Genomic DNA, 7,777 nt, shown 5'->3' with positions numbered 1-7,777 from the left:
CCACCAGCTGGGCCAGTCCCAGCCCCGCCAGGAACCCAAGGACCCCGCCAACAAGGGCGACCACCGAGGTTTCGGTCAAAATTGTGGCAACCACGGACTTGTTGCGTGCACCCAGCGCCTTCATGAGCCCAACTTCTTTGGACCTCTCCATCACGGAGGCGGTCACTAGGTTGGCGATACCGAGCGATGCGGCAACCATCGCGAAGATGGCCACAACCGTCATGATGAGCTGGGTCTTGTCCAGGATTTCGCCTTCCGTGTCCGCTATCTGGCGGACGGGGCTGGCATCCACGTTCGTCATCGCTTCTTCGATTTGATAGGAGATCGAGCTGACGTAGGCGGTGCAGTACCACGTCTCCCAATCGGTCAGGGATAGAGCGGAGGGATCGCGTGCGGCACGGCGTGCGAGATCGTTATCGGGAGTGGTAATCGCGCGGACTTCGATCTTATCCACATCTCCATCACGGCCAGCGGTTCCCTGAGCAACGGAAAGGGGAACGAAGAGCTGCCTGTCCTCTTCAGATCCGGATTGGAACACGCCGGCCACAGTCACATCAAACGTTTCTCCATGGCCCACCACAGAAATCGAATCACCGGGGCCCCACCCCCGGGTTTCGGCCAGCCGAGAGCCCACCATGACCTGATCCGTATCGTTTGCCCAATCACCTGTCACATCCCACCAGTCGCGCATGTGTTCCACGCCTGTCTGGACGCTTTCACCGCTCTTGGTGTCAAGTTGCTGGTTGAACCATGTTCCCACCAGCTGAACGTCCTCCCCGTCCACCGTGGCGTCGGATTCGAGGAAGGGGGCAAACTCTTCAATGTTATGGCCCCAGAAGATGGTTTTGAGGTTGCCCAGTTCGTCTTCACGAATCGCTCCCTGAGGGGTGGGCGTGTCAACGTCATACATGTCCGAAATGATCGAGGCACCCTGGGGAACCACTTGGATATTGGCGCCGAAGCTACTGAGTTCGGCTTGAACCTTATCGCTCACGTCCATCATGACGGCAAACATCGATGTGGTCAGCCCCGAACCGAGGAAGATTGTTAGTGCGATCATGAGGCGTTTGCTCACCTGGCGGCGCAACGCACGATTAATCATTCGCCAAAAGAACATTATTAACTCTTAAATATCGATGTGTGGCTCTCAAGTTCCTCGACAGAGAACCTGAGCGTATCTCCCGCAATTTCATAGTCGAGGGGAATGGGATTGCATCCGCCCACGAATCCAATGGTCTGAATATTCATCATGACGTCACATTCGCGGCAAATGACCTTGCCCTTATCTTCGTAGTAGCCGGAGTTTCCGCAGATCTCGCAGGCGTCCAATCCCGTGCCGAAGGCCGATTCATTCTTCTGGATCACGATGAACCGCACTTCTGTTGAATCCTCAGCTGTGTAGGCGAAGCGATGCAAGTGGCCATCACTGACCAGTTCGCGGGACACGGTGACCCAATCACCATCCACCGTTGAGGGTTCAATGGCGGAGAGTTCGGGAACATAATCAGCTCGCGCCTTCCCTACCGTCAGTGCCCCAACAAACAGGGCAGATCCCACAACGGATAGGCTGACGAACTTACGCCGCGAAATCTGGTCCGCTTTGCGAGCACGTACCTCCGCCGGATTCGCGAAGGGCCCCCTCGAATGCGTCCACAGAGCGATGATGCCGGGAACAGCGATGAGGATCGCTAGTGTCAGCTGTGTGGCAGCTTCGTTGCGTTGAATCCACAGCACCCAAGAGAAGATCGTTGAGCTGCGCGGGAGAATCTGACGCGTGGCAAACTGCTGGTAGAGAAGGATCGCACGCGGCATCACCATGGCCGCGAAAACGATGGTGGTCACGGCGGTTCGGATGTACCACGGGACGCGGGCGGCAGACACAACGTATCCCCAAGCCGCCACAATCACCAAAATGGTTCCCAAGGAGTAGCCTGCCAGGCGCAGGAGGCTCTCCGAATCGAGGATGCTCGATCCCATGGGAACAATGCCGCTCGTATTGAAGAAGTAGGTGAACCCGTAGAACACACCGGCTGCCACGATCGCGGCAAGTGCTGTCACCGTCAGAAACCGGTGGCGCCATCCCTGATCAATATCATGGAGATCGCGCCCACCGAAGATCCACACGGCCACGAGGAACAGTGCGATCGCAAGGAAAGTGACCGGCCCTACGTAGGCGTTGAACGTGGGCACATCGATCAGCTTCGAGTTCAACCGGAGATATGCGATCAGGCCGGCAAGGATCAGGCCGATAGCGCTTGCGGCCCCCGTCCAGCGGGCCACGATACGCCGCTCCTTGGGCGAATACGCCCGGGAAGCCAAGAGGATCGCGAGCGCCAAGCACAGGGGAAGCGCGCTTTGTATCGATAAAACGAAGAGTTTGAGCATGGACTAGTCAGAACCTTTGACAATGGTCGGATGTATGCCCGGCAGGTGGCGGCGCGCCAGTGTTGTGCGCGCCGCCACCCGTCCAGTCATATGAACGTTCAACTCAGATGAGCTGGCCGTCCCATTGCCAGTTCTCGAACTCGAACGTCAACGGTTCGCTCCAGAAGCGTCCCTTGACGCCCGAGGAATCCTTACCGGTATGCAGCATGAAATCATCGGCCGGGGAGGTTACCGTGAGCTCAACGTTGTAGTTGCCGGGCTCCAGTGAAATGTTATTGCCGTAGTGGGCACCGTCGGAGGCGATCATAGGCATCATCGTGCCAAGATCGGTTTCCTCTCCGGTGTCCGTGTTGGTGACAACAGCCTTGATGTTGAGGTAGGGCAGGAACTCATCTGCCTCGTAACCCCATTCGGTTGCTTCTTCCGTTGTGGCAACGTCAACCTCAAAGTGCATATCCGATTCCGATGCGGGCGGCATGGAAAGTGAACCCTGCTCAAGATCGATAGCCTGAAAGTACACAAGATCCACCGTCAACGGACCGTCGGTTTGCGGGCCTGAATCTCCCACTGGCAGCTCGTTGATACCGGTGGTATCCGGATCTTCCTCGCTTGCGGCGTCATCTTCGCTCGCGGCAACCGTTGCCTCGTCCGTTGATTCGGATGCATCTCCATCATCAGATGAGCAGGAGCTCAGCGAGAAGGCCATCGCGGTTCCGGCCAGCAGGGCTAGAAGCTTCTTGTTCTTCACCTTCGTGTTCCTTTCATTTCGTTTGGGCGGCTGCAGTATCGGCCTGCTGCCTTGATGTGTTGGCGCTGCGGTATTGGAGGACAGCCAGAATCACCAAGATGGCGATGACGAGCCCTTGAGCAGCCAACGATTCGACGGTTGGGTATACGCCCAGCCAACTGATTTCGGGCACACCATCCACGAGGGTTGCGCGCACCAGCGTGGCATCTTGGAATTCCTTGATGGCCCCACCGGCAATGGTGACGGCCAAGAGTCCAAGGAGCACCGACGTCCACTTGAAGAACGCCTTCATGGGAAGCCGCACTCCGAACACCCAGATCAGCGTGAACATGGTCGCCAGAATGACCACTGCGGCCCCCACACCCAGCCACATCTTGGCGTGATCGCCGCCGGTCTGGCTTGCGGCAATAATCGGCGAGAAGAAGAGGATCGTCTCAGCACCCTCGCGGAGCACCGCGAGGAAGGCCACAGAAGCCAGCGCGAGCACACCACCGGAGGCAGTTCCCTTACCAGCTGTCTTTTCGATGTACTTCTGCCATCTATCGCCAGAGGCCTTGGACAGGATCCAGTTCGATACCCAAATGAGCATGACAACGGCCAGCACACCGGTAATTCCCTCGATGAGTTCTTGACCAAATCCGGTAGCTGCGGAGCTTGTGAGCTTCGAGAAGAGGAAAGCCAGCCCAATGGACACGGCCAACGCCCCGATAACACCCACCACGATGCCCCGGATCTGATCCTTACGGCCAGCCTTCATGGCGTAGGTAATCACGGCGGCAACAACCAGCAGTGCTTCCGCGCCCTCACGCAGCAAAATGGCGAAAGATGCCCAGAACCCGCTCCAGCCAAGTTCACCCGACGAGGTCAGTTCATCAAGTTCCTGCGCATCGGCGTTCAGCGCCTCGATGAGTTCATCGGCCTTCGCATTGAATTCGTCCACTGAGATTTCGCCATCACGGCCGTTCTGGCGAAGCTGCGTGAACATGCTTTCCACTTCGCTCACACGCGACTGGCCAATGTAGGAAATGGTTGCCTTTTCTAAGCCGTCGGCTTCGTAGTGAGCCAGATAGGCATCGCGGGCGGCATTGGCCGCCCCGGGATAATCACCATTTGCGTAGGCCTGCTTAGACGCCTCAACTTGATCGGTGGACCGTGTGGCTACCCGCTGCCACTTGTCATGGACCTCAGGCGCTGCGTCAAGATCCGCGACGTTCGTCTCGAGAATCTCGATTGTTTCATCCGTCGCGTCTTGAACCTCTTCTTGCGATGCGCCACCCTGGGTGAGATCGCGCAAGGACAAGAGCTGCGAAACGAAGGCATCGTTTCGGTCCTCACCCAGCCGGTGATCGATCTCCGCCTCCAGTCCGCTGACCTGATACACCTCGTAGTAGGCCTGCCGGATGGAGGTTTCAACACCAGCCAGATCTTCATCGGCGTACTGCTCGGGAATCTGTGTCACCTTCTCCGTGATCTCCTGCACATAGGAGTCCCAGTCCTTTTCTGCCGCGAAGGACGGGGCAGAGGACATGGACAGCAGAGCTAAGAGAAGAACCACAAATGCCGCAGCAAGGCCTGCAGGTTTCACGCGCGTGACGGTTGTTCTCGATACGGACACGGTCATAATCCTTCGGTGGACACTAAGTCAGGTGTGCCTAACTTCGGTTAGGCATGTCTAACCTTATGACTCCAACATCATGCCATTTTGGGACCATTGTCCATCCCACACGGGGCAACCGGGGTTAAAGTATGCTGGCGCCATTCCGCGTATCCTTGGCCTATGGCACACCACGTCTTCGTTCGTCCAGCAACCGCTCTTGATGCTCGCGCTATTGGCCCTATTCACGCTCACACCATGAGCGCAGCCCTCGCCGCAGCCCTCGAATCGGATCTCACCGAGGACGTTCAACAGCTCTTCGTTCCCGATGCTTTTGCCCGCCAGTGGGAGCAGGCAATCACAGATCCCCCCAGTGACCGCCACGCGGTGCTCAGCGCCGTTGATGAGGGCACCGTGGTGGGATTCGCGGCGCTCTCCCCCACCAGACCCGAGCCGCTGGACGCTGCGGCCAGCGCCGTTGAGGCGGAGGGAGATGGCCAGACCGCCGTCGTCGAAATAACTGCCCTCGAAGTCCCCACCGAAAACGGGCGGGAGGGGCACGGTTCCCGCCTTCTGGCCGCCGCCACGGACCTCGCACGCGAGCAGGGGGCCACCGCCGTCCAAATGTGGGTCCTGGCAGGTGATGGTGCGCACACGTCCTTCTTAAACGGGGCTGGATTTGCCCCCACGGGGCTACGGCGCACGATCGAAGTGGGCAACGATCACGCCTCCCAGCACTGCTGGTACGCCCTCCTGCCCGAGGAGGCGAAGGAGTAGGCGGGGCTCAAACGCCGCGCCCCATCACAGGCCCATAATCTCGTCAAGCCCGTAGGTGAGGCCGCCGCGCCCGCGCACGGAGCGGACCGCCAGCAACACACCAGGCATGAAGCTGGAGCGATCAAACGAATCCTGACGGATCACCATTTGCTCCCCCGGATTGCCCAGCAGGACTTCCTCATGAGCATTCAGGCCCCGTAGGCGCACCGCGTGCACGTTCACCCCGTCAATCTTCGCGCCCCTGGCACCGTTCGGATCAGTTTCCGTGGCGTCTGGGGATTCCGGAAGGTTCTGGGCCGCACGCGCCGCGCCAATGCGTTGCGCCGTGGTGGTGGCGGTGCCCGACGGGGCGTCCACCTTGTCCGGGTGGTGGAGTTCTATGACCTCGGCGGATTCGAAGTACGGGGCCGCCTTTTCAGCGAAACTCATGACCAGCACGGCCGAAAGTGAGTAGTTGGGGGCAATGATGACCGAGCGGCCGGTTTCTTCCGCCTTGGTTCGCACGCCCGCCAGCTTTTCTTCGGTCCAGCCCGTTGTGCCGACGACGACGTCAACCCCCGCCTCCAGCAGCGCGTGAACGTTGGCCTCTCCCACTGACGGCACCGTGAACTCGACGGCCACCTCGGCGCCCTCAAGCGTGCGCTCGTTAATGGCATCTCCCACATCGATCCGGGCCACCAGATCCATGTCCGAAGCATCTTCAATTGCCGAACAGACGGTCCGGCCCATGCGCCCAAGGGCGCCTACCACTGCGACTTTAATCATGGGCACTAGCCTAGCGCCGTTGACCCGTGTGCGCCCCGGCCGCGAGAATCCGTGACCGCAAGTTCCCAGTCTCTATGACACGCGTCACAAATGATGATAGAGTTTGTAGACCGTTGGTTCCATCTCACACACTATGTCAAAGGAGCGAATAGTAAAATGGAACAATTGAGAGTAAAAAAATGCGTAGGCGTGTTGCAGCACCACTTCTCTGCTCAGCAGTCTGCTTCCTTCTAGTTCCTGCATTTGAGCCGATAGCCGCAATCCTCTTTATTGTAGGATTCGTCCTCATTCTCTTTGCCTTGGTTCAAGCTCTTGTTATCCTCAATCCCGATCGAAAGATTGCTTGGCAGAAGTTTGCATGGCTAGCTGTTGCCATAGCCCTTGGGGCAACAGCTGCTACGTTAATCTCAACGAACCAGATTTCCTCGCGCTCATCAGAAAATGAGGTTGCCACGAACCAACCTCAGGTCGCTAACTCAAATAGATCGGCAATCACGGCGTCCGAAGACAATATGGAGAAGACCGCTGAAAATATGTTGTCTCTTCGCGACGAGATGGTAGATATTTCCGGATCAGAGAAGACCGATGCAGTTGAGACAGCCCAAGCCTCCGAATATGCGACTGCTTCGGGAGACTCTATCAACTGGCAGGCTGCTTCTGTCTATTCCTTTGAAGGATCTCTTATCGTCTCCGTTCCACTTGCTCTTGAGCCTGGGGACGACGAAAACTTAGAAATAACGAACCGAGTTACGTACTACTTGGGGGATGATGAAGTAGCCAAGTATCGGAGAGCGCTGTCACCCTCCTGTCAACACATGAATTTCGCATCCAAACTTGGCTAGACGGAGTAGCACAAATTGACCAAAATGGGACAACCGCAGAGGATGCCACCAATGATTCAGGAGACTTCAGCCTCGCTGGATTCAGTTGGAAGAGGCTCAACGATTGTCTTAGTGCGCAGGGAATACCAGGTTGGGTAATTACTGCGATCACTATCGCTTGTAGTGCGGTGTGTGTAGGAACAGCGGGGGCGGGTTGCGTGCCATGTATCGGTTTTGCCGGTGGCTTGTCGGCCGGCGTTGTAGGAGTATGCGTTGACTATGCAAGGACTTAGACTGTCTGGAGCTTCATGAGTTCGAGGAAGCAAACGCAAAACCATGAGGTCTATTCCTGACCCGGGTTCTGAGTGGAAGCGCAACACCTTGTAGTTTGTCATTGTTGACACTACGACCTGAGGGGTTGCGCTTCCTTGTCTGCACATTACTGTCATTTGGCCTTGATGACAGAATCCAGATTGAATGTTGGCATGATGTCGGTTTGTCCGGTGCTGAGATCGCTCGCCGCTTGGAGGTCCATCCGTGCCACGATCAGTGTGTTGTGTCAAGTTGGCGACGTGCCTCAGGTTGTTTGAGCGCGTGGGATGGACTGGTGCCTCAGGTTGTTTGAGCGCGTAGCCCGTTACCTTGTTGACAGGTCCTTTTGACGGGTGTTGATTGGGCTTGTCGGTC

Annotated in this window: 7 protein-coding genes; 2 read left to right on the top strand and 5 right to left on the bottom strand. The window is 57.5% G+C overall.

From position 1 onward, the window contains the following. The 4 genes from ACTHV6_RS11580 to ACTHV6_RS11565 all read right to left on the bottom strand — a co-directional run. Nucleotides 1-1,060: ABC transporter permease (locus ACTHV6_RS11580; protein ID WP_441387760.1), on the bottom strand; the 1,060-nt coding region annotated here is incomplete at its 3' end. 59 nt (nucleotides 1,061-1,119) lie between these two features. Continuing rightward, nucleotides 1,120-2,385: a Fe-S-containing protein gene (locus tag ACTHV6_RS11575; RefSeq protein WP_441387759.1), complete on the bottom strand. Its 1,266-nt coding sequence runs from the start codon at nucleotides 2,383-2,385 to the stop codon at nucleotides 1,120-1,122. A 103-nt stretch (nucleotides 2,386-2,488) separates the two neighbouring features. Continuing rightward, nucleotides 2,489-3,133, bottom strand: a complete 645-nt coding sequence (locus tag ACTHV6_RS11570) for an iron transporter (protein WP_441387758.1) — start codon at nucleotides 3,131-3,133, stop codon at nucleotides 2,489-2,491. A gap of 13 nt (nucleotides 3,134-3,146) precedes the next feature. Next, nucleotides 3,147-4,754: an FTR1 family iron permease gene (locus ACTHV6_RS11565; protein WP_441387757.1), complete on the bottom strand. Its 1,608-nt coding sequence runs from the start codon at nucleotides 4,752-4,754 to the stop codon at nucleotides 3,147-3,149. Nucleotides 4,755-4,910: 156 nt separating this feature from the next. Here ACTHV6_RS11565 and ACTHV6_RS11560 point away from each other — a divergent pair, with 156 nt between their 5' ends. Then, complete coding sequence (locus ACTHV6_RS11560) at nucleotides 4,911-5,504, top strand: GNAT family N-acetyltransferase (RefSeq protein ID WP_441387756.1); 594 nt, start codon at nucleotides 4,911-4,913, stop codon at nucleotides 5,502-5,504. A 24-nt stretch (nucleotides 5,505-5,528) separates the two neighbouring features. On the opposite strand, the gene dapB is transcribed toward ACTHV6_RS11560, so the two are convergent. Beyond that, a complete protein-coding gene (dapB, locus tag ACTHV6_RS11555) occupies nucleotides 5,529-6,269 on the bottom strand; it encodes a 4-hydroxy-tetrahydrodipicolinate reductase (RefSeq protein WP_441387754.1) in 741 nt (246 codons plus the stop codon). 179 nt (nucleotides 6,270-6,448) lie between these two features. Between dapB and ACTHV6_RS11550 the strand changes: the two genes are divergently transcribed. Further along, on the top strand, nucleotides 6,449-7,111 hold the full coding sequence (locus ACTHV6_RS11550; RefSeq protein ID WP_441387753.1) for a hypothetical protein: 663 nt from the start codon (nucleotides 6,449-6,451) through the stop codon (nucleotides 7,109-7,111). Nucleotides 7,112-7,777: the final 666 nt, after the last annotated feature.

The organism is Ancrocorticia sp. (genome assembly GCF_052089425.1).
Classification (GTDB): domain Bacteria; phylum Actinomycetota; class Actinomycetes; order Actinomycetales; family Actinomycetaceae; genus Ancrocorticia.
The sequence above is the reverse complement of the archived record's forward strand: the minus strand, read 5'-3'. Positions and strand labels throughout refer to the sequence as shown.